25 protein-coding genes are annotated in these 23,085 nt (G+C 63.2%); 10 read left to right on the top strand and 15 right to left on the bottom strand.

What is annotated here, in order from left to right:
• The 3 genes from EP237_RS23370 to tig all read right to left on the bottom strand — a co-directional run.
• Positions 1 to 958: hypothetical protein (locus EP237_RS23370; RefSeq protein ID WP_206052342.1), on the bottom strand; the 958-nt coding region annotated here is incomplete at its 3' end.
• Positions 955 to 1,137 (bottom strand): hypothetical protein, encoded by a 183-nt coding sequence (locus EP237_RS21955; protein ID WP_127562969.1) that lies wholly within the window; start codon positions 1,135 to 1,137, stop codon positions 955 to 957. The genes EP237_RS21955 and EP237_RS23370, both read right to left, overlap by 4 nt.
• Positions 1,138 to 1,673: 536 nt before the next feature.
• A complete protein-coding gene (gene tig, locus EP237_RS21950; protein ID WP_127562968.1) occupies positions 1,674 to 2,999 on the bottom strand; it encodes a trigger factor in 1,326 nt (441 codons plus the stop codon).
• Between the two features lie 294 nt (positions 3,000 to 3,293).
• On the opposite strand from tig, the gene hemP reads away from it, so the two are divergent.
• Positions 3,294 to 3,455, top strand: a complete 162-nt coding sequence (gene hemP / locus EP237_RS21945; RefSeq protein ID WP_127562967.1) for a hemin uptake protein HemP — start codon at positions 3,294 to 3,296, stop codon at positions 3,453 to 3,455.
• On the opposite strand, the gene EP237_RS21940 is transcribed toward hemP, so the two are convergent.
• On the bottom strand, positions 3,456 to 4,274 hold the full coding sequence (locus EP237_RS21940) for an IclR family transcriptional regulator (protein ID WP_127562966.1): 819 nt from the start codon (positions 4,272 to 4,274) through the stop codon (positions 3,456 to 3,458).
• Positions 4,275 to 4,489: 215 nt separating this feature from the next.
• Here EP237_RS21940 and bhcA point away from each other — a divergent pair, with 215 nt between their 5' ends.
• The 4 genes from bhcA to bhcD all read left to right on the top strand — a co-directional run bounded on the left by bhcA (position 4,490) and on the right by bhcD (position 8,882).
• Positions 4,490 to 5,680, top strand: a complete 1,191-nt coding sequence (bhcA, locus tag EP237_RS21935; RefSeq protein ID WP_127562965.1) for an L-aspartate--glyoxylate aminotransferase BhcA — start codon at positions 4,490 to 4,492, stop codon at positions 5,678 to 5,680.
• 11 nt (positions 5,681 to 5,691) lie between these two features.
• A complete protein-coding gene (gene bhcB, locus EP237_RS21930; RefSeq protein WP_127562964.1) occupies positions 5,692 to 6,666 on the top strand; it encodes a beta-hydroxyaspartate dehydratase BhcB in 975 nt (324 codons plus the stop codon).
• A 12-nt stretch (positions 6,667 to 6,678) separates the two neighbouring features.
• The gene (gene bhcC / locus EP237_RS21925) at positions 6,679 to 7,842 is read left to right on the top strand and encodes a 3-hydroxy-D-aspartate aldolase BhcC (RefSeq protein WP_127562963.1); all 1,164 of its coding nucleotides are present in this window, start codon (positions 6,679 to 6,681) and stop codon (positions 7,840 to 7,842) included.
• A 74-nt stretch (positions 7,843 to 7,916) separates the two neighbouring features.
• Positions 7,917 to 8,882 (top strand): iminosuccinate reductase BhcD, encoded by a 966-nt coding sequence (bhcD, locus tag EP237_RS21920; RefSeq protein WP_127562962.1) that lies wholly within the window; start codon positions 7,917 to 7,919, stop codon positions 8,880 to 8,882.
• A 7-nt stretch (positions 8,883 to 8,889) separates the two neighbouring features.
• Here the strand turns inward: bhcD and EP237_RS21915 are convergent, their stop codons facing one another.
• The 6 genes from EP237_RS21915 to EP237_RS21890 all read right to left on the bottom strand — a co-directional run bounded on the left by EP237_RS21915 (position 8,890) and on the right by EP237_RS21890 (position 14,946).
• Positions 8,890 to 9,729, bottom strand: coding sequence for a YiiX/YebB-like N1pC/P60 family cysteine hydrolase (locus EP237_RS21915; RefSeq protein ID WP_164744799.1), 840 nt, complete (start codon positions 9,727 to 9,729; stop codon positions 8,890 to 8,892).
• Positions 9,730 to 9,812: 83 nt separating this feature from the next.
• The gene (locus tag EP237_RS21910; protein ID WP_127562960.1) at positions 9,813 to 10,742 is read right to left on the bottom strand and encodes a hypothetical protein; all 930 of its coding nucleotides are present in this window, start codon (positions 10,740 to 10,742) and stop codon (positions 9,813 to 9,815) included.
• Positions 10,742 to 12,052, bottom strand: a complete 1,311-nt coding sequence (locus tag EP237_RS21905; protein ID WP_127562959.1) for a TRAP transporter large permease — start codon at positions 12,050 to 12,052, stop codon at positions 10,742 to 10,744. The genes EP237_RS21910 and EP237_RS21905 overlap by 1 nt, the downstream gene beginning before the upstream one ends.
• A gap of 4 nt (positions 12,053 to 12,056) precedes the next feature.
• On the bottom strand, positions 12,057 to 12,593 hold the full coding sequence (locus EP237_RS21900) for a TRAP transporter small permease (protein ID WP_206052341.1): 537 nt from the start codon (positions 12,591 to 12,593) through the stop codon (positions 12,057 to 12,059).
• Positions 12,594 to 12,673: 80 nt separating this feature from the next.
• On the bottom strand, positions 12,674 to 13,657 hold the full coding sequence (locus EP237_RS21895) for a TRAP transporter substrate-binding protein (RefSeq protein ID WP_127562958.1): 984 nt from the start codon (positions 13,655 to 13,657) through the stop codon (positions 12,674 to 12,676).
• A gap of 47 nt (positions 13,658 to 13,704) precedes the next feature.
• Entirely contained in the window at positions 13,705 to 14,946 is a 1,242-nt protein-coding gene (locus EP237_RS21890; RefSeq protein WP_127562957.1) for an NAD(P)/FAD-dependent oxidoreductase, read from the bottom strand.
• 114 nt (positions 14,947 to 15,060) lie between these two features.
• On the opposite strand from EP237_RS21890, the gene EP237_RS21885 reads away from it, so the two are divergent.
• A complete protein-coding gene (locus EP237_RS21885) occupies positions 15,061 to 15,594 on the top strand; it encodes a winged helix DNA-binding protein (protein ID WP_240661730.1) in 534 nt (177 codons plus the stop codon).
• 2 nt (positions 15,595 to 15,596) lie between these two features.
• On the opposite strand, the gene EP237_RS21880 is transcribed toward EP237_RS21885, so the two are convergent.
• Positions 15,597 to 16,724, bottom strand: coding sequence for an enolase C-terminal domain-like protein (locus EP237_RS21880; RefSeq protein ID WP_127562955.1), 1,128 nt, complete (start codon positions 16,722 to 16,724; stop codon positions 15,597 to 15,599).
• Positions 16,725 to 16,823: 99 nt separating this feature from the next.
• On the opposite strand from EP237_RS21880, the gene EP237_RS21875 reads away from it, so the two are divergent.
• On the top strand, positions 16,824 to 17,735 hold the full coding sequence (locus EP237_RS21875; protein WP_127562954.1) for a LysR family transcriptional regulator: 912 nt from the start codon (positions 16,824 to 16,826) through the stop codon (positions 17,733 to 17,735).
• 69 nt (positions 17,736 to 17,804) lie between these two features.
• Here EP237_RS21875 and EP237_RS21870 read toward each other — a convergent pair whose 3' ends face one another.
• Positions 17,805 to 19,493: a thiamine pyrophosphate-binding protein gene (locus EP237_RS21870; protein WP_127562953.1), complete on the bottom strand. Its 1,689-nt coding sequence runs from the start codon at positions 19,491 to 19,493 to the stop codon at positions 17,805 to 17,807.
• A gap of 111 nt (positions 19,494 to 19,604) precedes the next feature.
• Here EP237_RS21870 and EP237_RS21865 point away from each other — a divergent pair, with 111 nt between their 5' ends.
• Complete coding sequence (locus EP237_RS21865) at positions 19,605 to 20,294, top strand: GntR family transcriptional regulator (protein ID WP_127562952.1); 690 nt, start codon at positions 19,605 to 19,607, stop codon at positions 20,292 to 20,294.
• Between the two features lies 1 nt (position 20,295).
• On the top strand, positions 20,296 to 21,033 hold the full coding sequence (locus EP237_RS21860) for an aspartate/glutamate racemase family protein (protein WP_127562951.1): 738 nt from the start codon (positions 20,296 to 20,298) through the stop codon (positions 21,031 to 21,033).
• Between the two features lie 48 nt (positions 21,034 to 21,081).
• On the opposite strand, the gene EP237_RS21855 is transcribed toward EP237_RS21860, so the two are convergent.
• From EP237_RS21855 to EP237_RS21845, 3 genes are all read right to left on the bottom strand, one after another.
• Entirely contained in the window at positions 21,082 to 21,261 is a 180-nt protein-coding gene (locus EP237_RS21855; RefSeq protein WP_127562950.1) for a hypothetical protein, read from the bottom strand.
• A 187-nt stretch (positions 21,262 to 21,448) separates the two neighbouring features.
• Positions 21,449 to 21,715, bottom strand: a complete 267-nt coding sequence (locus tag EP237_RS21850) for a DUF982 domain-containing protein (RefSeq protein WP_127562949.1) — start codon at positions 21,713 to 21,715, stop codon at positions 21,449 to 21,451.
• A gap of 117 nt (positions 21,716 to 21,832) precedes the next feature.
• Positions 21,833 to 22,039, bottom strand: coding sequence for a cold-shock protein (locus tag EP237_RS21845; protein ID WP_127562948.1), 207 nt, complete (start codon positions 22,037 to 22,039; stop codon positions 21,833 to 21,835).
• Positions 22,040 to 22,603: 564 nt separating this feature from the next.
• On the opposite strand from EP237_RS21845, the gene EP237_RS21840 reads away from it, so the two are divergent.
• A partial coding sequence (locus tag EP237_RS21840; protein WP_164744798.1) for a DUF4102 domain-containing protein occupies positions 22,604 to 23,085 on the top strand: 482 nt, incomplete at its 3' end.

Raw genomic sequence — 23,085 nt, 5'->3', positions numbered from 1 at the left:
ACGTGCCGTTATAGGTGCCCACCCACAGGTCCAGACGACCGTTCAGCGAGGCCGAAGACGGGATGTTCAGCAGCGGCTGCAGGTTGCCCCGGCTGTCATCGTCGAAATACCAGGTGGTATCCGGCGTGTTCACCAGAAGCGTGGTGTCACAGGATGCGCTGGTCACTTCGATTTCCAGACGGCCATAGCCCTCCATTCCCGACAGCATGTAGGAATAATGCGGGGTCGGATAGGCATAGCCACGACCACCGACGCCACAGGACGAGATGTTCGTGTTGCCACCGGCCTGCACGTTGTAGCTGGTCGGGCTGTAGAGCTGCTGACCGGTGACGTAGACCATCTGGCCGGGCTGCGCCCAGGTCGGGCATCCGCCAGCGGGCTGCGGGGCCGGTGCGGGCGTCGGGGCTGGCGCGGGGGCCGGTGCCGGGGCCGGGGTCGGTGCGGGCTGGAAGCCACCACCACCGGGGGCCGGAGCAGGCGCCGGAGCCTGCGCGTACCAAGTTTCCATGTTCAGCGTCGCGTCGCAATAGGTGCCGTTATAGGTACCCACCCAGACGTCAAGACGACCATTGAGGTTGTTGGCGCCGCGGATTTCCAGGCGCGGGTCCAGGTTGCCGTTGGAATCGTCGTCGAACATCCAGGTGGTGTTCGCGGTGTTCACCAGCAGGACGGCATCACACTGGCTGACCACATCGGCCACAAGGTAATACTGATCCATGCCCGACAGGTAGAAGCTGAAATCGGGGGCGCTGGTGACCCAACCGGTGCGGCTCACGCCCGGCAAGCCACAGTTGGCGATGTTGTTCTGTCCACCGGCCACAACGCCGAAGCTTTGCGGCGTGTAGAGCTGATCTCCGGTATAGGTATAGCTGGCGCCGGTCTGACTATATGTCGGACAGGCTGCCGCCGCCGTCGTCATGGCGATGAGGCCGAATGCGGCCGTTGCTAGGTATCTCACGGGTAATCCTCCAAAGATACGAGGGGGTGATCATGAATGGAATATGTCCCAAAGCGCCGGTCGCTCATGATCGTTTCCGACCGGCTCGACCCTGCCTGATGCGGCGGGGCCGTCAAACAGGAGGTGTGCAGATTGCGCCCCCTGTCATTCGTGAAGTCGATATGCGCGCGGCGGGTCATCCCTGTCTCCTTGCGGGAGGAACGGCCCGAGCCACGGGAATCGGAACAGGTTCGCCTTCTGGCCGCATGGCGAGAAGGGCGAACGCTGCGAGTGTATGGGCAAGGGAGGACAATCCTGCAGCAAGGGCAGAGCATCGTGTTCTCAGGATCATGTTCATCGGATCATCCGATCGCATGTCCATTCCCTCCCATTGTTTTCCCTACAGCAACCTGGCGCCAAAGCAGCCACTTCCGCAAGGAAACCGGATCAGCCTATGGCGGGCCAGATCCGCGATCCAACACATGACGGGACCAGTGCCCATCTGCGTGTAGGTGCTGCAAGCAGCGCTAAAGGTTCAATAAAATCGTCACCATCATGGCACAACGCTGTCGTTCGTTCAAAGCATAACCCCGTTTCGCACGACTTAGCTAATGAAAACTCGGACCAAATGGCAAAAACATTGTTTCCTGGTTTGGCATCCAGACGACAGAATCGACAACGAAAAAAGGGGCCGCGCAGATGCGCGGCCCCTGTTCCGTTCCGATGCGGATCGGGCTTATTCTTCGTCCAGCGCCTCGACAGCCGCCTGAAGCTCGTCCTTGGTGACTTCTTTTTCGGTCACGGAGGACATTTCGAAGACGAAATCGACGACCTTGTCTTCGAAGAGCGGAGCGCGCAGCTGCTGCTGAGCGGCCTGGTTTTGCTGGATGAACTCGAAGAACTGACGTTCCTGGCCCGGATATTGACGCGCCTGATTCATGATCGCCTGGGTCATCTCGGCGTCAGAAACCTGAACTTCGTTCTTCTGACCCAGCTCGGCCAGCAGCAGGCCAAGGCGCACACGGCGCTCGGCCAGACCGTTATGTTCGTCAGTCGGCTCGATCTCGGGGTGATCATGGCCCTGAACGTCCGGGTTTTCCTCGTGCCACAGCTGATGCGCGATCTGCTTGGCTTCGGCCTCGACCAGAGAGGGCGGCAGGTCGAACTTCACGGCCTGATCCAGCTGATCGAGAAGCTTGCGCTTCATGACGGCGCGGGCAGCCCCGGCATATTCAGCCTTCAGACGTTCCTCGATCTGGCCCTTCAGCGCGGCGAGGTCTTCGGCACCGTATTTCTGCGCCAGTTCATCGTCGATCTCGGCGGCGACGGGCTTTTTCACTTCCTTGACGGTGCAGTCGAAGACAGCGGCCTTGCCGGCCAGATGCTCGGCGCCGTATTCCTCGGGGAAGGACACCTCGACGGCCTTCTCTTCACCGGCCTTCACGCCAACCAGCTGTTCCTCGAAACCGGGGATGAAGCTGTTGGAGCCCAGAACCAGCGGGTAATCCTCGGCGGAGCCGCCTTCAAAAGCTTCGCCGTCGACCTTGCCGACGAAGTCGATCACGACCTGATCGCCATCCGCGGCCTTGCCCTTCTTGGTGGCGAAGTTCTGCGCGGATTCGGCCAGGTTCTTCAGTGCGTCCTGCACGTCCTCTTCGGCGGGCGCGACGACCAGTTTCTCAAGGCTCAGCGCCTTGTAGTCGACTTCCGGGATCTCGGGCAGCTTTTCATAGGACATGGAGACGACAACATCGTCGCCCTCTTTCCAGTCCTCATTGACCATCTTCACCTCGGGCTGCATCGCCGGGCGGTCGCCGGATTCTTCCAGATGGGCCTGCATGGCGCCATCAACGGATTCCTGCATGGCTTCGCCCATGATGCGGGGGCCAAACTGCTTTTTCAGCAGCGCCATCGGCACCTTGCCCTTGCGGAAGCCCTTCATCGCCACTTCGGGGCGGGCCTCTTCCAGCTTTTCGGTTACTTTGGCTTCCAGCTCGGCCCCGGTGATCGTGATCTCGTAACCGCGCTTCAGCCCTTCGTTCAGGGTCTCGTTGACCTGCATGTTTTTCCTCGTTCGCCGGGCCCGTGGCATCCATGGGGACGCGACGGGATAAGAAAATCTGTGGCCTTCTAGGGTGGCGGGGGCGGGCATGCAAGCCCAAAGCCGGGGCGGATGGCCCGAATGGCCGGGAATCCCGCGCATTCCTGTTTTTCCGGGTGCCGCCTCGGGCTTGACATACCCAACTCTTTTAATCAGATTAAGCCCGTCACCAGCCAGCCTCCCGCAGCCACTGACGCCAACAAGACCCGCGACAGACGCAGCAGACGAGCTGCCCGGAAACAGGAGTGCCCCAAGATGACCGCCCAGATCCCCCTGCCCCAAAGCCTGACCCAATCCGCCCCGGTCCACAGCGCCGGGGACCTGCTTGGCGACAGCCGGGTCGCCTATATCGCGTTGGAGGATCAGGTCTATACCCTGCGCCTGACGCGGGCGGGCAAGCTGCTGCTCACCAAGTGATCAGCCGGGCATGCGCCCGCCACTGATCCGGGTGATCTCGCGCGCCGCGCGGGCGACGGCGGTGCCGAACCCTGCCACGCTGCCCGCATCGAACCGCGCATCGGGGCCAGAGACGGACACGCCCGCGCAGGGCAGCCCATTTTCATCGTAGATCGCAGCGCCCACGCAGGACATGCCCTCGAACCGTTCCTCCCGGTCGAAGGAAAAGCCACGCGCGCGGGTCAGGGCAAGGTCTTCGAACAGGGCGGCGGGGGTCGCCAGCGTATTGTCGGTGAACCGCTGCAACCCCGCTCCCTGCAACAGCTTCTGCGCCTGATCCTCCGCCATCGCCGCCAGAATCGCCTTGCCGGTGCCCGAGGCATGCATCGGCGTGCGCGCGCCGGGCGGGAAGAAGGCGCGCACCGGGTTCTTGGTTTCCACCTGTCCAACAAAGACCACCTCGGCCCCGTCCGGCACGGCAAGGTTCGCGGTCTCTGCCGTTTCGCGCATGAGCTGCGGCAGGATCACCTGCCCCGCCTCCACGATGCCGTTGCGGGACAGGTAGGAGACGCCGGTGCGATAGGCCTCCAGCCCAATCATCCAGTCCTGACGGTCCTCGTCGAAACTGACGAAGCCGCGCTTTTGCAGGGTGGTAAGGATGCGGTGCGTCGTGGCCGTGGGCACGCCCGCCGACAGCGCCAGATCGGTCAGCGTCGCCCGTTCCGCCTGCGCCAGCGTGGTGAGCAGGCCAAGCGCCCGATCGAGCGAATTGAGCGTACTGGCGGAACTTTCCTTGAACTGCGATTTGGGCCGCCCGCGGGCGCGTTTCTGATCTGCCATAGGAGGGCCTTTCTGGGGTGCGAATCCGGGTGATACGCACGTCTGGCGCACCGCCCTTCCTCATTATGGAATTATTTTCCATTTCTTATACTAAATATTTTTCCATGTAATACAAATGGTTTGATGAACACCTGTCCCGTTCAAAAACCTTTTCTGAGAAAATTGCAAAACCGCACGCCCTGCCCGATCCTGTGGCCATAGCGGAGGATACCCCCATGTCGACCCAGAACCCGATCTTCATTCCCGGCCCCACCAACATGCCCGACCGGCTGCGCCTTGCGATGCATGTGCAGACGCAAGACCACCGCGCGCCCGACTTCGTGGAGACCTTCGCCCCGGTGCTGGAGGACACGAAGCGCGTCTTTGGCAGCACGGAGGGCACAATCATCACCTTCCCCGCCAGTGGCACCGGTGGATGGGAAGCGTCCGTCACCAACACGCTGTCGCCCGGCGACCGGGTTCTGGTGGCGCGCTACGGCATGTTCAGCCATCGCTGGATCGACCTGTGTCAACGCCACGGGCTGGAGGTGCAGGTGATCGAGTGCGATTGGGGCGCAGGGGCGCCCGCCGATGCGTTCGAGGCGGCGTTGAGTGCCGACAGCGCCCACAAGATCAAGGCCGTTCTGGTCACCCATAACGAGACTGCAACCGGCGTCGTCTCCGACATTGCCGCCCTGCGCCGGGCGATGGATGCGGCGGGCCATCCCGCAATGCTCTTCGTCGATTGCGTCAGTTCTCTGGCCTCCATGCCCTTCGAATTCGACGCCTGGGGCGTGGATATCGCGGTCTCCGGGTCTCAGAAGGGCTTCATGCTGGCCACCGGCATGGCGATCCTCTGCGTCAGCCCCAAGGCGCTGGCAGCGATGGACACGGCCACCCTGCCCCGCACCTTCTTCGACTTCCGCGACATGATGAAGGCCAATGCCTCTGGCGGCTTCCCCTACACCCCGCCGCTGCAACTGATCTACGGGCTGCGCGAAAGCCTGAAGATGTTGTTCGAGGAAGGGTTGGACAATGTCTATGCCCGCCACCACCGGCTGGCAGAGGGCGTGCGCCGGGCCGTCGATGCCTGGGGGTTGAAGCTGGTCGCGCAGTCGCCCGACCTCTATTCCGACACGGTCAGTGCGATCTATGTGCCCGACGGGTTCGACAGCAACGCCCTGACCGACCATGCCTTCAACGCCTATGGTGTCAGCTTCGGCATCGGGCTGGGGCAGATGAACGGCAAGGCCTTCCGCATCGGCCATTTGGGCAGCCTGACCGATGTCATGGTGCTGTCGGGGCTGGCGACGATCGAGATGGCCATGGCGGATCTGGACTATCCGATCACGCTCGGGTCAGGCGTTGCGGCAGCGCAGGAGTATTTCCGCGCCAGCCGCGCCGACGCCCTGAAATCGGCAGCATGAGGAGGCCCGAGATGCTGGACGCAACCACAGCCGTTGACACCCTGACCATCGACGACATGCGCGCCGCACATGAGCGGATCAGGCCGCATATCCGCCGCACACCCGTCTTGCAGTCGGAGTATCTGAACGAGCTGACAGGGGCAGAGCTGTTCTTCAAATGCGAGAACCTGCAGGAGGCCGGGGCCTTCAAGGTGCGCGGGGCCTGCAACGCGGTCTTTGGCCTGTCTGAGGACATGGCCGAGGCCGGGGTCTGCACCCACAGTTCCGGCAACCACGCTTTGTCGCTGTCTTATGCGGCCGGGCGTCGGGGCATTCCCTGCAACGTGGTGATGCCACGCACCGCGCCGCAGGCCAAGAAAGACGCCGTACGCCGTTATGGCGGCATCATCACAGAATGCGAGCCCTCGACCAGCAGCCGAGAGGCGGTCTTCGCCGAGGTTCAGGCGCGGACCGGGGGCGAGTTCGTCCATCCCTATAACGACCCGCGCGTGATTGCGGGTCAGGCGACCTGTTCGGCGGAACTGTTGGAGCAGACCGGCGGGCTTGACGCTGTTGTAGCCCCGATTGGCGGTGGCGGCATGATCTCGGGTACCTGCTTGACGCTGTCAAACCTCGCGCCCGAAACGGCGATCTTTGCGGCGGAACCCGAGCAGGCCGACGACGCCGCCCGCAGTTTCCGCGCTGGTCATATCATCGCCGATGACGCACCCGAGACCATCGCCGACGGGCTGAAAGTGCCGCTGAAGGAAAACACCTGGCATTTCGTGTCCCGCTTCGTGACCGATGTGCAGACTGCATCCGAGCAGGAAATCATCGACGCGATGAAACTGACCTGGAAGGCGCTGCGCGTGGTGATGGAACCCTCCAGCGCCGTGCCGCTGGCCACGATTCTGAAAAACCGAGACATCTATGCCAGCAAGCGCGTCGGTGTCATCATCACCGGCGGCAACGTCGATCTGGACAAGCTGCCCTGGATCAGGGGCTAAGGAGTGAGCACCATGAACAAACCCGTTTCCCTCGACCAGTATGAGGTCGGCTACGACATCCCCGCCGCCATCGGCATGAGCGAGGCCGATATCCAGACGCCGTGCCTGATCCTCGATCTCGACGCGCTGGAACGCAACGTGAAGAAGATGGGCGACTACGCCAAGGCCCACGGCATGCGCCATCGCAGCCATGGCAAGATGCACAAATCCGTGGATGTGCAGAAGCTGCAGGAAAGCCTGGGCGGCGCGGTTGGCGTTTGCTGTCAGAAGGTCAGCGAGGCCGAGGTGTTCGTGCGCGGTGGCATCAAGGATGTGCTGGTGTCCAATCAGGTGCGCCACCCGGCCAAGATCGACCGTCTGGCGCGGCTGCCGAAACTGGGCAGCCGGATCATCGTTTGCGTGGACGATCTGGACAATGTGGCGGAGCTGTCGGCGGCTGCGGAAAAGCACGGCACCGAGTTGGAGGTCTTCGTCGAGATCGACTGCGGCGCCGGGCGCTGCGGCGTGACGACCACCACCGATGTGGTGGCCATCGCCAAGGCCGTTGACGCCGCGCCGGGGCTGAAATTCACCGGCATTCAGGCCTATCAGGGTGCGATGCAGCACATGGACAAGTTTGAAGACCGCAAGGCGAAGCTGGATGCCGCCATCGCCATGGTCGAGGACGCCGTGCAGGGGTTGAAGGCCAATGGGCTGGCGCCGGAGCTGGTCTCTGGTGGCGGCACCGGATCTTATTATTTCGAAAGCAATTCAGGGGTGTATAATGAGCTGCAATGCGGGTCTTACGCCTTCATGGATGCCGATTATGGCCGTATCCTCGATGAAAACGGCCAGCGCATCGACCGGGGCGAATGGGAAAACGCGCTGTTCATCCTGACCTCTGTCATGAGCCACGCAAAGGCCGACAAGGCGATTGTGGACGCGGGCCTCAAGGCGCAATCGGTCGATAGCGGGCTGCCGGTCGTCTTCGGACGTGACGACGTGGAATACATCAAATGCTCCGATGAACATGGCGTTGTCAGCGACCCCCATGGCGTGCTGAAGGTCAACGACAAGCTGCGGCTGGTGCCGGGCCATTGCGACCCGACCTGCAATGTCCATGATTGGTATGTGGGCGTTCGGAACGGCAAGGTCGAGGCGCTCTGGCCCGTCTCCGCCCGTGGCAAGGCGTTCTGAGCTCTGCCCACTCTGACATAAACGGGACCGGCCCGACCGGCCCCGCCCCCCCCATTCCCGAGAAAGCGCCCGCCATGATCATCGTTCCAGAACGCGCAATCCCCGCCCTGCTGACGCGCGACGCCTCTTACAGGGCGGTCGAAAACGTCTTTGCCGCCATGGCGTCGGGCGATGCCTACAACTTCCCCGTCATCCGCGAAGCCATCGGCCATGAAGACGCGCTTTACGGCTTCAAGGGCGGCTTTGACCGCGTTGGTGGATCGCTTGGCCTCAAGGCCGGGGGCTACTGGCCCCACAATCTCGACACGCACGGCATCATCAACCATCAGTCCACCGTTTTTCTGTTCGATCCCGATACCGGCATGGTGCGCGCCATGGTGGGCGGCAACTACTCCACCGCGTTGCGCACCGCTGCCGCGTCCTCGGTGTCGATCAACCATCTGGCCCGCAAGGATGCCCGCGTGATGGGCATGGTCGGCGCTGGCCATCAGGCCAGCTTCCAGCTGCGCGCCGCGCTGGAGCAGCGTCCGTTCGAGAAGGTGATCGGCTGGAACTATCACCCCGAGATGCTGTCCAATCTGGAAGCGGTTGCCGCCGAGGCGGGTCTGCCCTTCGAGTCGGTCGAGCTTGACGGGCTGGTTGAGGCCGACGTGATCATCACGATCACCTCCAGCTTCGCCCCGATCCTGCTGGACCACCATGTCAGTCCCGGCACGCATATTGCATGCATGGGCACCGATACGAAGGGCAAACAGGAAGCCAGCGCCGACCTGGTCGCGCGCGCCACGCTGTTCACGGATGAAGTGGCGCAGTCGATCTCCATCGGGGAATGCCAGCACGCGATTGCCGCGGGGCTGATCACGGAAGCCGATGTTTCCCAGATCGGCGCGGTGATCAATGGCAGCCATCCGGGACGCCGCTCGGCGGAGGAAATCACGCTGTTTGACGGCACCGGTGTCGGGCTTCAGGATCTGGCGGTGTCCGCCGCTCTGGTCGATCTGGCGGTCGAAAAGGGTGTTGCCATCGAGGTCGATCTGTAAGCGCGCGTCACTGTGGCCAGTTCTGCCGCAGATCCCAGGCCAGATCCTGAACCGACGCGACGCGAGATCCGCCACCCGGCGTTGCCTCGACATAGCCCACCAGATCGAAGGGCAGATCGCCTGTCAGTGCGCCCGCCACAATCGCGTCGATCAGGATCGTCTCGCGCCCCGGAACCGGGGTGCGGGGCAGATCAGCCTCGGCAAACATCAGCGCGATCAACTCGGCGCAGAACAGCTCTGACGGGTCGCCCGCGTCGAAGCGCATGTCAAACGGCGTGCCCATCTGTGCCATGCCGCGCGCCAAGGCCCGGGCCCGGTCGCCTGCGCGCGGGCGCAGGGCCACCACCGCATCGGTATCCAGCACCACCTCGGCGGGGGCCAACCGAACGCCTCCGTCCACCGCCTCCAGATAGAGGTTCCCTGCCCTGATCTGATCGTGAAACGGCACCAGCCCCGGCAGATGCCACAGACCGGCCGCGCGCAGTTGCGGCTCGGTTCCGATATAGGTCGCACCATGGGTGAACTGACCGGGAATCAGCAGGCCCGAAACCCGGTTGTCGGAATGGAAGAACACCAGATCCATCGGACGCAGAGCGTCTTGCAGCAACGCCGTGGCCTCTGGCTGCGCGGTCATGCGGCCGGGCCGGAACTGGATCAGTCCAAGCTGGCGCAGCGTCCCGACATTGGCATCGGCCAGCGCGATCATCCAGTCCGGGTATGGCCCCGCTCCCTGACAGCATCCGGCAACGATCCGTGACGGGTCGGCCCGCGTCGCATCGGGCGGCATGGGCGCAGCAGCGCAGCCAGCCATGGCCAGACACAAGAGCCCCGCAACTGTCCGTTCCATGCGCGTCATCCACTGTCCCTTTCCAATGATACGCAAGCTTGGCAGAGAACGCGCGCAAGGTCACGCCGCGTGTTGCGCTCGGCTCATGACCGCTTGTGCAGCCATCCGAGCAAAAGCGGTGTCAGGTACATCGGGAACTGATAGCAGGCGATAAAGGGCAGAAGCGCGTCAACCGTCGCCGCTGGCAGTGCCACGAGGAACAGCGCCACGTTGCGGTTGCCCGCGATGATCGACAGCGCCACCTCCTGCGACGTGCGGGCGCGCAGGGCAAGGAATACAGCCAGTTGCAGCCCGAAATTGGCGGCGAAGACCACGGCCAGCCAGAAGCCGACCGCCTGCCAGCCGGTGGCGATCAGCGGCGCGACCCCTGCCATCAGCCCGATGACGATGATGGCCAGCAGGATCACGCCCACCCCGTCCAGCTGACGGGTCTGCGTCGCATCGGGGCGCGGCAGGAGCAATACCCGCGCGCCAAAGCCAAGGGCGACCGCCAGCGCCACCACCAGCACCAGCCGCCCGGCAGCGGCCAGAACGTCCGCTGCGCCGGGCATCGCGCCCTGCATCAGCCACAGGACCGGCAACACGGTCAGCGGGAAAAGCGCCGTGCCGAAGATCAGGATCTGCATCGCCGGAGCCGGGTCTTTGCCCGCCAGCACCACGAAATTGGGCGCCCCGGTGATGGAGGGGGCCGACAGCATCAGCATCACCGCCAGCGCGGGCACCGTGTCGATGACCCCCGCCAGCGTGAACACCGCAAAACCCAGAACCGGCATCAGCAGTTGCAGCGCCACCACGTCGCGCAGGGGCCGCCAAAGTCGTGTCAACTGGCCAAGCGTCTCTGACGGGCCGATGCGGAAGGCCGAGAAGAACAGCAAAACGGCCACCATCCACGGAAGATGGGGCCGCATGGCCTGCGCCAGATCGGGAAGGGAAATCCCGGCAATCAGCCCCGCCACAAGGACGAGGCGGCCGTGGCGGGCGCAAATCTCCAGCGCCCGCCAGATTGTACTCATCACTGTGGAACCGATCGCATCGATTCCGGCAGCCACAGCGCCAGCTCCGGGAACCAGATCAGCACGAAGCACATCACGACCATGATCGCGAACATCGGCAGCGCGGCCTTGGCGATATAGCTCATCTCATGGCCCGTCATGCCTTGCAGCACGAAGAGGTTGAAACCAATGGGCGGCGTGATCTGGGCCATCTCGACAACAACGATGACGAAGATGCCGAACCAGATCAGGTCGATCCCGGCCTCCAGCACCATGGGTTCCACAACCGCCATGGTCAGCACCACGGATGAGATCCCGTCAAGGAACATGCCAAGGATGATGTAGAAGACCAGCAACATCATCAGCAGTTCGAACCGGCTCAGCTCCATCGCCGCGATACCATCGGCCAGCGCACGCGGCAGCCCGGTAAAGCCCATGGAGAGCTTCAGGAACGCCGCCCCAGCAAGGATCAGCATGATCATCGCAGAGGTGCGCGTGGCCCCCATCAGGCTTTCGCGGAAGCTGTCCCAGGTCAGGGACCGCTGGCTGGCCGCCAGCGCCAGTGACCCGATCACGCCGATGGCGGCGGCCTCTGTCGCGGTGGCGGTGCCGGTATACATCGACCCGATCACGACGAAGATCAGCAGCATGACCGGGATCAGGAAGCGGGAGTTGCGGACCTTTTCCGCAAAGCTCATGGCCGTTTCCATCGTCGGCTGCCAGCCCTTCGACATGAAGGAATAGACGGCCACGTAGCCCATGAACATTAGCGCCAGCACGAGGCCGGGGAAGACACCGGCGAAAAAGAGCTCGGTGATCGACTGGTTCACCGCGACGCCATAGACGATCAGCGCCAGCGAGGGCGGGATCATCAGGCCGAGCGTCGCTGCGCCCGCAAGCGTGCCGATGACGATATGTTCGGGATATTTGCGCGCCCGCAGTTCCGGGATCGACATCTTGCCGACGGTGGTCAGGGTCGCGGCAGACGAGCCAGAGACCGCTGCGAAGACCGTGCAGCCCACGATATTGGTATGCACCAGTCCTCCCGGCAGCCGCGCCAGCCAGGGCGACAGCCCGCGGAACATGTCCTCTGACAGCCGCGTTCGGTAGAGGATTTCGCCCATCCAGATGAAGAGCGGCAAGGCGGTGATGGTCCAGCTGGACGACGAGGCCCAGATCGTGGTGATCATCGTGTCACCCACGGGGCGCGATGTGAACAGCTCCATCCCCACCCAGGCCACGCCCATCAGGGCGATCCCGACCCAGACACCGGTGCCAAGCAGGAAGAAGAGAACCGCGAGGAAGATGATGATGGCAAGAAGTTCGGTCATGTCATCACTCCCCGAAGCTTTGATCGACGATGTTGCTACCCAACCGGCTCTGCCCCTTGAAGAGGACCGAAATCAGGTTGTCGAGGAAGGCGATGGTCAGAATGCCCCCGCCGATCACCATGACGGATTGCGGGATCCACAGGGGCGTAGCGTCCTGCGCCTGACTGACCTCGTTGAATTTCCACGACCAGTAGACGAACCAGTAAGCATAGAAGACGAAATAGGCGGATATGGCCGTGGCCACCCCGAAACACCAGATTTCCAGCAGCCACTTGATGCGTTCCGGCACGGCGTTCAACAGGATTGACACGCGAATATGCGCGCCGCCATTGAGGGCGCTGGCAAAGGCCAGGAAGCTTGCGGCGGCCATGACATAGCCCGCGTAATTGGGCGCGCCGGGAAACAGCTCGCCCGTCCAGCGGGCCACCATCTGGGCGACGATCAGCAGAAGGATGGTGACAAGGCACAGGGCGGCCAGAACACCGGCAATCCTGTAAAGCCCGTCCAGCAGCCAACGCAACATTCCGAGAGTTCCGGTCATGGATCAGCCTCTTTGCGGAAGGGAAAGGGGCCCCGGGGCACGGGACAAGACCGGTGCGCCCCGGGGCAGGAGAGATCGCGTTACTGCTGCGCAGCCATCGCCGCGCGATAGGCATCAACGATCGCCTGACCCTCTTCACCGGCATCTGCCAGCCATTCCTCGGTCATCACGGCACCGATTTCACGCAGGTCTGCCACCAGCTGATCGCCCGCACGCTGAACGGTCATGCCGCCAGCGGCAAGCCCTGCCATGGTGAAGCCGGTGTATTCCCGAGCACGCCAGGTGCCGGCGTATTCCGCCATACCCGCACAGGCCCGCACGATGTTCTGGTTGGCTTCCGACGTATCGGACCAGACATCGGCATTCACGAAGACGTAGTTGCGCGGCAGCCATGCGTCGACTTCGTAGAAGTGGCTCAGGCTTTCCCAAACGCGGCGGTCATAGCCGGTGGCGCCCGAGGACACCATCGACGAGGCCACGCCGGTGGCAAAGGCCTGGCTGATTTCAGCCGCTTCGATGGTCACCGGCAGCATGCCGGTCAGTTCCGCCAGACGGTTCGTGGCGTTGGAATAGGACCGGAAGCGGATGCCTTCCATGTCGGCGACCGAGTTCACTTCCTGGTTGAAGTAGAGCCCCTGCGGCGGCCACGGCACGGAATAGAGCAGCACGAGGTTCTGTTCCGCCAGAAGGTCGGTGATATAGGGCTCTGCGATTTCCCACAGCACGTCATGCTCTTCGAAGGACGACACGAGGAAGGGGATCGAGTCGACGCCAAAGAGCGCGTTTTCGTTCTGGTGGCCCGAGAGCAGACGCTCACCGATCGGCACCTGCCCGGTCTGAACGGCGCGCTTGATGTCAGCCCCAGCGAACAGAGAGCCGCCCGGATGGGTCACGATCTCGATCTCGCCGCCGGTGCCGGTGGTCACGCACTGGGCAAACTCCGCGCCGGTCACGGAATGGAAGTTCGACCCGGAATAGGCCATCGGCATATCCCAGGTATCGGCCAGCGCCGGTCCTGCCAGCACGGTCGCCGCAGCGGCGAGGGTCAGTTTGAAGGTCTTCATGTCAGTCTCCTTGTTGGTTGCTGCATTCTTGGTCTTGTTATCTCGGGTCACCCTGCGAACCGTTGTGGGTCGTAAGGCGTCATATCGGTGTTGGGCCGCTGGCCGGTCATCATCTGCGCCAGCCAACGCCCGGTTTTCGGCCCGCCCGTCAGGCCGATATGGTGGTGGCCGAAGCCCGCGAACACGCCGGTCCCCCGGACCTCGCCGATCAGCGGCAGGCTGTCCGTCGGAGCCGGGCGGTGGCCCTGCCACTCGATCTCGTCCGTGGCCTTGAGCCGTGGGAAGGTCTCTGCCACCTGCCGTCTCAGCAGCTCGAACGGTGCTTTCGATGGCCCCGCCTCCAGCCCGCCGAACTCCACCACGCCTGCGCATCTTACGCCCTGAGCCATCGGCGTGGCGACAAATTTTCCGCTGGCGACCATCACCGGCACCGTCGGCCCGCCCGTCGCGTTTTCGAACACGATGTGATAGCCGCGTTCGGTTTCAATCGGCACGGTGATGCCGAGCTTCTTCATCAGGGGTTTCGACCAGACACCCGTGGTCAGCACCACCTGATCGCAGGCAATCTCACCTTCTGTGGTCTGCACCGCGCTGACCTTGCCATCCGTCAGGGTGAAATCCTTGACATCGGCCTTGCGGAAGGTGCCTCCAAGCGCCTTGAACTCCTCGGCCAGCGCCGCCACATAGCCGCCCGGATCGCGGATGAAGCCGTGGTTCTTCATGACTGCGAGGCAACCGACCTTGTCGGATAAGCAGTCCTGATACTCATGCACCGCCGCGCCTTCGATCAACTCGGGCACGAAGCCGCCATCCCGGCGCAGGGTCCAGACATAGCTGTCCTTCTCGAACGCCGCGCGGTCGGCATAGGCAAAGGTGTAATCGCTCTCTACCACCCATTCCTCGGCCTGCGTTCCACGCGACAACGCCATATGCTGATCGACGCTGTCGCCGATGACGCCGTTGATCCCTTCGGCAATGCGCCGCGTGTCGCGGTCATTGGCATGGCCCAGATATTTCACCAGCCAGGGGATCATCCGCGGCACGTAGGACCAGCGCAGGAACAGCGGGAAGTTCGGGTCCATTACATAGCCCGGCCCCTTGCGGATCAGCCCCGGCGTGGTCACCGGCACGATGGCGCAGGAGGCCAGAACCCCGGCATTGCCGTAAGAGGTCCCCTGCCCCGGATCGCCCCGATCCACCAGCATCACCTCGCGCCCGGCGCGGCGCAGCCAGATCGCGGCGGACACCCCGACAATTCCTGCGCCAATGACGACTATGCGGCCGCTCATGAGCGACATCCTCCGATCCAGTTGCGGGCGAGTTCGCCGAATTCAGGCGATTCCCTAAGGTAAGCTTTGCCACTAATCGACAATACGTCAACATTTTGTTGACATTTTATCGGAATGAGGCAGTCTGAAGTCATGTCACGCACCGATCCTGGCCCCGTTGTCTCCTCTGCCCATCTCGCCGATGGCAGCTTCCCGCAAATCTCGGAATTCGAATATGGGCTGACGCTCGCCAACAACGCCTTTCAACGCTGGATGATGCGCGCGATGGCGGCGTCCGGGCACCCGGACATGTCGGCGCTGGAGGTGCAGGTGATGCATTCCGTCTACCATCGGGGCCGCGCCAAGACGCTGGCCGATCTCTGCCTTGGCCTTGGCATCGAAGACACCCACACGGTCAACTACGCGATCAAGAAGCTCGCCAAGGCGGGGCTGGTGCGCGAGGGCCGGCAGGGCAAGGAAAAGACCGTGACGGCAACCGAGGCCGGCGCGGCGGCCTGCGACCGCTACCGGGATATCCGCGAGGCGCTGCTGTTGCGCGCGGTGCATGAGCTTGGGTTCGAGCCCGAGCAGATTTCGCGGCTGAGTACGCTTCTGCGCCTCATGTCCGGGCAATATGACCAAGCGGCCCGCGCCGCGACGACCTACTAGGCTCATCCCCCTGCCCTCCGCCGGTATTTCTCCAACACATCCGGGTTAGGATCGATGCCGAGGCCCGGTCCGGTCGGCAGCACCACCTCACCATTTTCGACCGGGAAGGGGCTCGTCAGCACGTCCTCCACGAGGAAATAGCTCGCTTGATAGAACTCGCAGCCAAGGGTGATTTCCGGCGTGGCCGCGATCATGTGAGACCCCGCCAGATGCGCGATCCCGGCTTCAAACATGTCGCCGCCATAGGCCGACAGGCCAGAGGCCGCCGCCATCCGCGCCACGGTCTGCGCGCGCGTCAACCCGCCCGATTTCATGATCTTGATCGAGACGCCATCGGCGATCCCCATGGACAGGCCGAGCGCCATGTCCTCCGGCCCGAAGATGCTCTCATCGGCCAGCAGGGGCACGTCGATCTCGCCACTGATCCGCGCCATCAGATCCCGCAGATGCGCCTTGACGGGCTGTTCAATGAAAGTGGGCCGGAACGTCGCCACGTCCCGCACACAGGCCATGGCGATGTCGTGGTGCAGCCCCTGATTGTAATCCACGCGGATATCGAATTCCGGGTAATCGGCGCGCAACCGCTCCAGCCGCATCATGTCGAAGGCATGATCCTTGAAGCCGGTCTTCAGCTTGATGATCCGCACCCCATCGGCGCGCAGCCGGTCCATCAGCACAAGATCGCGGTCGAAATCGGGGTCGGCGATGGAACAGGACAGCGGAATGCGCGCGCGATAGGTGCCGCCAAGCAGCTCCGACACCGGCAGGCCCGCCGCCTTGCCCAAAAGGTCGAGCAGCGCCGTTTCCAGCGCCGCCTTGGCCTCTGTGCAATGGGCCACGGCGTATTGCGCATCGGCCATGATCCGCGCCCGGTCCGACAGTTTGCGTCCCACGACAAGGGGCCGGAAATAGCGGTCCAGCGCCGCATAGGTCGCCTCGGCAGACCCGGTAAAGACAACCCAGGGGCTCGCCTCGCCCCAGCCTTCCAGCCCGGCCTCGGTGCTCAGGCGCAAAACGACGATGTCGACCGCATGCTCAACCGAGCCGATGCCATGATCGCGCCGCGCGTTCACCGGCAGCGCAAGATGCCACAGATCCATCCCCGTGATCGTCTGGTCCCAGGCTGACATGCTGTCCCCATTTTCCCTCGGATCACCCTGCCGCCCCTCTTCCATCATTTCAAATACTCATTTATCAGTTGTTCATCATAAAAAGTGATGTAGTGCGCCATGTCCCTCCGCTTCCGCCAGCTTCAGGCCTTTCACGCCATTGTCGAGACCGGCACCGTCACCGCCGCCGCCGATCAGCTTGGCATCTCGCAGCCGGGCATTTCGAACCTGCTGTCGCAGCTGGAACGCCAGACCCGGTTCAAGCTGTTCGAACGGGTCCGCGGCCGTCTGGTGCCGACGCCCGAAGCGGAAGTGCTCTATCAGGAGGTCGACACCGTGGTGCGCGGGCTCGACCATGTCAGCCAGGCGGTTGTGGATCTGCAGAACAAGCAGGCCGGGCAGCTTCAGGTCGCCTCGCAGCATTCCATGTCTTTCGGCTTCATGCCCCGGCTCATTGCCCGCTTCGCCAAGGACCGGCCCGACATGTCGATTTCCTTCCAGTCGCAATATTCCGTGAAGATCCAGGAATGGGTGCAATCGGGCCTGTTCGAGATCGGGATCTGCGAATTGCCGCTGCTGCATGACGCGCTGAATGTGCATCCCCTGCAGATCGAAACCCTGCTGGCCCTGCCCGAAGACAGCCCGCTGGCCCGACACGAGGTGCTGACGCCGGAATTGCTCGACGGCACGCCCTTCATCGTCATGGGGCCCGAACACATGACCCACAGGCGCACGAGGGAAGCGTTTCACAATGCAGGCATCCCGCTGCGCACACGGGTCCATTCACACCTGTTCAAGAACCTGTTGAGCTTCGTCAAGGAAGGGATGGGCGTGGCGGTGCTGGACCCGTTCGCGCTGCATTTCGATTTCGAAGGCGGCTTTATCACACGGCCCTTCCGGCCCCGGATCCTGATGGATATGGCGGTGATCACCTCGCGCACCCGGCCCATGTCCGCCGTCGGTCAGGAGTTTCTGGCCCTCCTACTGGAAGAGCTGAAACCCTACGATTGCAGCCCTGTCCCAAACCGCTGACCCAAGCGCGGGGGAAGGGCCTTGCAAGGCCCTTTCAAGCGGCTTGCAAGCCGCTTCCCCCCGCCCGGTTCAACCCATCCACCTTCTGACAGGCGCGGCGGCCTCCTCCAGGGGTTGCACCACCACGTCGACAAGCGTCGGTCCGTCATGGGCAATCGCCTCGGCCATCACCTTGTCAAGCTCGGCAGGGTCTTCCACCCGCCAGGATTTCACTCCATAGGCCGCTGCCACTGCCGCATGGTCCACCCGGTCGAAATCGACATTGTAATAGCGCGCGCCCTTGTCGGCCATCTGGCTGGCCTTGATCCATCCGAAATTGGCGTTCGAGAAGACCACGAAGGTGATCGGCGCCCGGTGGCGCGTCACGGTTTCCAGCTCGCCCGCCGTGAAGCCGAAAGACCCGTCCCCCATCAGCGCCACAATCTTGGACGCGGGCCGCCCGTACCACGCCCCCAAAGACGCGGACAAAGAATAGCCAAGCGCCCCATGCGCCCGGTTGGTGATGAAGAAACGCCCCGGCAGATCCTGCTGGTAGTAGGCAGACATATAGGGGCAGCTTGTGCCCGGGTCCGAGACGATGGTGGCATCCGGCGGCAAAAGCCGGTTCAAAGTCGCGATCACCCGCTCGGGCCGGATCGGGGCCGCGTCGCTTTCGGCCAACTCCAGGAAGCGCTCGAACTTGCGCGCCTTGCGCTCAGCTACCGCCGCCGCCCCGCCAAACAGCTCACCCGCACCGCGCCTGTCCAGCACCGCGTTCACCTCGGCCAGGGACAGGCGCAGGTCGCCCACGACCCCCACCTCGGTCGGGTAATTCGCGCCGATCACCATCGGGTCGCTGTCGAAATGCACGATGCGCGTGCCGGGCTTGGGGGCTTCCCACCTTGCGGTGGTCGTAGACCCCGCCCGGATGCCCATGAACACCACAAGATCGGCGGCCTCCATCGCCTCCCATGTCTCATCGGTGCCGCCATTGGACCCGACAACGCCGAGCATATTCGGATGGCTGTCCGCCAGGCTCCCCTGCCCCGAAATCGACGTCGCCACCGGGATATCGAGCCGCTCCGCCAGCCGCGCCAGCTCCTCCCACGCGCCGGAGATGACCACGCCGCCGCCGCAGACGATCAAAGGCTGTTTCGCCGAAAGGATCGCCTCCACCGCCGCCTCCGCCGCGCCGGGTTCCGGCCCCTGCCGGTAGGCGGGGAAGACATGCGTCGCGGGATCGGCCCAGATATCGGCAGGATCCACCGGGTCGTACTGGATGTCATAGGGCAGCCCCAGATGCGCCGCGCCGGGGCGGCCCGTGGTCATCGCCCGGAAGGCACCCCTCACCATGCGCGGGATATGGGCCGCCTGCTTGATGACCGTGTTCCACTTGGTCAGCGGACGCATCAGCGCGTCCTGATCGACCTCGGTCAGCGGGTATTTCCCATAGGTCCCCACCGAAATGTCCGAGGTGATCGCCAGCACCGCATAGCTGCTTTCCGAAGCCTCGATCAGACCCGGCAGGATATAGGTCGCACCGCCGCCAGACGGCCCCTCGCAGACACCGGGGCGCCCCGTCACGCGGGCATAGGCATCGGCCATGTAGGTCGCCGACCGTTCATCGCGGGTCAGCACATGGGTGATGCCGTGATCCATGCCCCTCATGGCGTCATAAAACGGCAGGCTCGTATCGCCGCAGAGCCCGAAGACATGCCGCACCCCCTGCGCCTCCAGCATCTTCACCAGCGCCTCGGCCCCGTTCATCTGGTTGGTCATCCGTCACACCCTCCCGGATTCGTATTTCATGCTGTATACAGCCCAAAATATCTTGCCAAACTCAACCCGAAATATCACTGTGCCGACAGATCGCCGGAAAGAGCCGCTGAAATGACAGACCCCACCCCCAGATCCGAGAGCAATGTCGACCGCCTGACCGACCAGCTCCGACGCATGGCCGCGGAATTCGAGATCAAGCCCGATGAGCGCATCAAGGAAGGCGAGATGGCAAAGCGCCTGTCGGTCAGCCGAACGCCGCTGCGCGAGGCGCTCAACCGGCTGGTGTCGGAGGGCTTCCTGACCTTCACCGGCGGGCAAGGCTTCTTCTGCCGCTCGCTGACGCCCGATCGGATCCTCGATCTCTACGAGGCGCGTGCCGCAGTCGAATGCGAGGCGATGCGTCTGGCGCTCAGCCGCGCATCAGACGCCGATATCCGCGACCTCAAGGATGAACTGGACCGCACCGAACCGCTTTATGAAACCGCAACCGACCGCATCGCCCTGCTGGAGATGGACGAGGCGTTTCACATGGCCCTGACGCGACTGTCGCGGAACGCCGAACTGGCCAATATGCTGGCCAATATCAATGGGCGCATCCGCTATGTGCGGATGATCGGGCTGAACATGGAACGCGGCGAAGCGAGCCGCATGTCCGCACACCGCGCCCTCCTCGATGCGCTGGCCGAGCGTGATGAACGACGCGCGCTGGCCACGCTCCGCGCCCATATTTCCTTGCGCAAAGAGGACGCGACCCGCGCCGTGCGCGAGGCCTTTTCACATATCTACGTACAGGCAGGCTGACATGACCACACGCGGCGGCAAGACGGTTTTCGGGGCAACCGTCGGCATATTGATGCTGGAAACGCAATTCCCCCGCATCCCCGGCGATATCGGCAACGCGCTGACATGGCCCTTTCCGGTGCATTTCCGGGTGGTGCGCGGGGCGACCCCCGACAATATCGTGCGCGGTGCGCCGCTGGACCGGGTGCAGGATTTCATCGACGCCGCTCAGGACCTTGTCGACATGGGCTGCGACGGGATCACAACGAATTGCGGGTTCCTGTCGCTTTTGCAGGGTGACATGGCGGCAGCCCTTGGCGTGCCGGTGGCCACGTCTTCGCTGATGCAGGTGCCACTGGTGGAACGGCTGCTGCCACCGGGCAAGCGGGTGGGCATCCTGACCGTTTCAGCGGGCACTCTAACCCCCGACCACCTCAAAGCGGCGGGTGTGGCGCTGGATACGCCTGTGATGGGCACCGAAAACGGGCGCGTTTTCACCCGCGATATCCTGGGCGACCTGCCAGAGATCGATTTCGACGCCTGTCGGCTCGACCTGCTCGACGCCGCGCGCGCGCTGGTGCAGCAGCACCCCGAGGTGGGCGGAATCGTTCTGGAATGCACCAACATGGTGCCCTATGCCGCCGATATCCGCGCAGCCACCGGCCTGCCGGTCTGGTCGATCTACAGTTTCGTCAGCTGGTTTCAGGCAGGCCTGATGCCGCGCCGCTTCTCAGGTGGAATCGACGACCCGCGCTGGTAATCCCGACCGCGACGCAACCGGCAATCCGTTGACCTGAGCAGGCCGGGCCTATTTGGCGGCCGTGGCCCGGGGCTTTTTCGGCGCTTTGGCAGGCTTGGGCGCGGTCGCCTCGACCGCTGCCCCCTCCTCTTTTTCGAGACGGGCCTTGCGAAGGCGCGAGGTCTTGACTTTGCGCTGTTCGGTTTCCTCGTCAATGATCTGCTTCACCACGCGCGTGGTCTTGTCCATCAGCGTTTCCCTGACGGGCGTTGAGGACTTGAACAAGCTGGTCTTGGTGGATCTGGTCATCTTGATGCCTCCTTGGCAGACATGCCCGGAACGGTCGCCCCGAGGGGCACAGAGGGGCCGCCGACGCATCGCGCACCCGGTTTGCGGTTTCCGCTCTGCCGCTCGCGCAACGGCATGCCGTCCGACCTCAGCAGGCAGCAGCCAGATCGGTGCCGTGGGCTTTGAACCCGGCCGTCCGCGCGGCCGAGATGAACGCCCTGCGGGCTGCCCCAGCCGGAACCAGGCAATGCATTGCGGCGTCAATCTGGGCGAGAGCGAAATCCCTGTCCTGATTGGCAACCGGCCATTTCTTGCGCAGCCAGTAGGAGGCCTGCTCGATGGTTGTGACTCTTTGCGTGCCGCCCTCAGGTGACAGGACAAGTCTGATGGGATCTCCCCAGTGGGTTTCTATCATGATATCGTTTCGTTGAAATTCGGGAATGAACCGCCCTGTCAGGGGCGTGTCCTCTGAAAAGAGGAGACGAGAGCAACGCGATGGCTGCTCCCGCCCTTTGGTTTGGACCGACGCAGCTTATGCCAGCGCAAGATTGGTCGCAGATTCGCGACCATCGCGCCCGCTTTCGACGTCAAAGGTCACAGCCTGACCATCGTCGAGCTGATTGAGCCCCGCGCGTTCCAGAGCGGATACGTGAACGAAGATGTCCTTCGATCCCTGCTCCGGGGCGATGAAGCCAAAACCTTTTTGAGAGTTGAACCATTTCACGGTGCCATTGGCCATCGTGATGTCTCCTGATTTGATTGCCATCCGCACAACGCGATGACCCGGCCCAGTGTCTTCGTATGAACAACTGGGGCCGTTAGGAAACAGAAGATCGTAGGAATGTGCTTTGCTAGACAGAGGTGGGGATCCGTCGGCCCCGTTACAAGGGGCCAATCACGGAAAAGGGAAAGAAAACCTGAAAGCTGCCTGCCGCGAAGGCCCGTTTGCCGGACAACGGACCCCGCCTGCCCCCTTGCACCCACGCCCAAAGCTCGGTCAGGGCCCGTCCGCGCACAGGGCGCGGGTGATGTGAACCCGGACCCTAAAGGGCATCCCCGTGGCGATCGAGGGCTGACCCGGTGACCGGCCGGTATCTGCGCCGAAGCGTCAGGATACCGCGAAGATGATCTGTCATCAGATATCGTGGTGCGGGTGGAGGGCTTTGAAGGCTTGTCCCATGGTGTTTCATGAAGTAATAATAGTTAATATTATTCAGATACTTAGATTGAATTCGTTTGTTCACATTGTTCCAGTCTGTACCATCATTTACCATGTGTTGGGGTGGATTGAGGGGTGGTTATGATGACCCGTGCATTGAACAAGCTTTCAGCATCCCAGGTGAAGAGCCTCGGGCCTGGCAAGTACTCGGATGGGGGTGTTCTCTGGCTGCACAGGCGTGAGGACGGCGGGGCCCAGTGGTTCCTGCGCGTGACGGTGCACGGCCGTCGTCGCGAAATGGGCCTTGGGGCCTTGAGGGATGTCAGCCTAAAGGAAGCGCGGGAGACAGCGGCTCAATGGCGAGCGGTTACACGGCAGGGCAAGGACCCGATCAAGGAGCGGGAGCGACGACGACGTGAGGCGGCGAAGGCGAACCACACGCTGGCTGCGGTTGCTGAGGAGGCCTTTGAGGCCCGCAAGGCGCAGCTCAAGGGGGATGGCAAGGCCGGGCGCTGGTTCTCTCCGCTGGAACTGCATGTCCTGCCGAAGCTGGGTCGCGTGCCGGTAGAGGAACTCGACCAGCAGGACATCAAGAACACCTTGGCGCCGATCTGGCACACGAAGGC

The sequence above is a fragment of the Nioella ostreopsis genome, assembly GCF_004000255.1.
GTDB classification, from domain to species: domain Bacteria; phylum Pseudomonadota; class Alphaproteobacteria; order Rhodobacterales; family Rhodobacteraceae; genus Nioella; species Nioella ostreopsis.
This window is presented reverse-complemented; position numbering and strand designations above follow the sequence as displayed.

Coding starts and splice junctions, on each gene's coding strand:
- EP237_RS21860 (WP_127562951.1), top strand. CDS start 20,296: ATGACCACACGCGGCGGCAAGACGGTTTTCGGGGCAACCGTCGGCATA.
- bhcA (WP_127562965.1), top strand. CDS start 4,490: ATGTCGACCCAGAACCCGATCTTCATTCCCGGCCCCACCAACATGCCC.
- hemP (WP_127562967.1), top strand. CDS start 3,294: ATGACCGCCCAGATCCCCCTGCCCCAAAGCCTGACCCAATCCGCCCCG.
- EP237_RS21845 (WP_127562948.1), bottom strand. CDS start 22,039: ATGGCCAATGGCACCGTGAAATGGTTCAACTCTCAAAAAGGTTTTGGC.
- EP237_RS21915 (WP_164744799.1), bottom strand. CDS start 9,729: ATGGAACGGACAGTTGCGGGGCTCTTGTGTCTGGCCATGGCTGGCTGC.
- tig (WP_127562968.1), bottom strand. CDS start 2,999: ATGCAGGTCAACGAGACCCTGAACGAAGGGCTGAAGCGCGGTTACGAG.
- EP237_RS21940 (WP_127562966.1), bottom strand. CDS start 4,274: ATGGCAGATCAGAAACGCGCCCGCGGGCGGCCCAAATCGCAGTTCAAG.
- EP237_RS21905 (WP_127562959.1), bottom strand. CDS start 12,052: ATGACCGAACTTCTTGCCATCATCATCTTCCTCGCGGTTCTCTTCTTC.
- EP237_RS21855 (WP_127562950.1), bottom strand. CDS start 21,261: ATGGACAAGACCACGCGCGTGGTGAAGCAGATCATTGACGAGGAAACC.
- EP237_RS21895 (WP_127562958.1), bottom strand. CDS start 13,657: ATGAAGACCTTCAAACTGACCCTCGCCGCTGCGGCGACCGTGCTGGCA.
- EP237_RS21900 (WP_206052341.1), bottom strand. CDS start 12,593: ATGACCGGAACTCTCGGAATGTTGCGTTGGCTGCTGGACGGGCTTTAC.
- EP237_RS21910 (WP_127562960.1), bottom strand. CDS start 10,742: ATGAGTACAATCTGGCGGGCGCTGGAGATTTGCGCCCGCCACGGCCGC.
- EP237_RS21850 (WP_127562949.1), bottom strand. CDS start 21,715: ATGATAGAAACCCACTGGGGAGATCCCATCAGACTTGTCCTGTCACCT.
- EP237_RS21865 (WP_127562952.1), top strand. CDS start 19,605: ATGACAGACCCCACCCCCAGATCCGAGAGCAATGTCGACCGCCTGACC.
- bhcD (WP_127562962.1), top strand. CDS start 7,917: ATGATCATCGTTCCAGAACGCGCAATCCCCGCCCTGCTGACGCGCGAC.
- bhcB (WP_127562964.1), top strand. CDS start 5,692: ATGCTGGACGCAACCACAGCCGTTGACACCCTGACCATCGACGACATG.
- EP237_RS21890 (WP_127562957.1), bottom strand. CDS start 14,946: ATGAGCGGCCGCATAGTCGTCATTGGCGCAGGAATTGTCGGGGTGTCC.
- EP237_RS21955 (WP_127562969.1), bottom strand. CDS start 1,137: ATGACCCGCCGCGCGCATATCGACTTCACGAATGACAGGGGGCGCAAT.
- EP237_RS21875 (WP_127562954.1), top strand. CDS start 16,824: ATGTCCCTCCGCTTCCGCCAGCTTCAGGCCTTTCACGCCATTGTCGAG.
- EP237_RS21880 (WP_127562955.1), bottom strand. CDS start 16,724: ATGTCAGCCTGGGACCAGACGATCACGGGGATGGATCTGTGGCATCTT.
- EP237_RS21870 (WP_127562953.1), bottom strand. CDS start 19,493: ATGACCAACCAGATGAACGGGGCCGAGGCGCTGGTGAAGATGCTGGAG.
- bhcC (WP_127562963.1), top strand. CDS start 6,679: ATGAACAAACCCGTTTCCCTCGACCAGTATGAGGTCGGCTACGACATC.
- EP237_RS21885 (WP_240661730.1), top strand. CDS start 15,061: ATGAGGCAGTCTGAAGTCATGTCACGCACCGATCCTGGCCCCGTTGTC.